This window comes from Cobetia sp. SIMBA_158 (genome assembly GCF_046566945.1).
GTDB lineage: Bacteria > Pseudomonadota > Gammaproteobacteria > Pseudomonadales > Halomonadaceae > Cobetia > Cobetia amphilecti.
The window spans coordinates 1-240 of sequence record NZ_JAWJYL010000991.1 but is presented as its reverse complement, the minus strand read 5'-3'; the positions used below and the strand labels follow the sequence as shown (position 1 = coordinate 240).

Sequence of the window (240 nt, the reverse complement as noted above, 5' to 3'; positions counted from 1 at the left end):
AGCGCGAAAACCCATTTTTTGTAATGCTAACGTTTTCTTCTCCGCACGCGGAACTAGCGGTGCCTGAAAAATACAGTAAGCAGTATTCTTTTGATGAAAAACCTTATTCAGGAATGTCCACTGGTACGCCAAGCGATAAATACGCAGCTTATTATCCAGAGCCAGTAAAAAAGCCTAACGCTACATTAGCTGGTATGGTAAGCGCGCTTGACGATTATGTTGGCCAGATTACAAAAGCAC

At 42.9% G+C, this 240-nt stretch carries 1 protein-coding gene; it reads left to right on the top strand.

Annotation, left to right across the window (positions count from 1 at the left end; translation table 11 throughout):
• Nucleotides 1-240 (top strand): hypothetical protein (locus R2R70_RS22765; protein WP_410979311.1); only part of this gene is annotated, 240 nt, incomplete at both ends.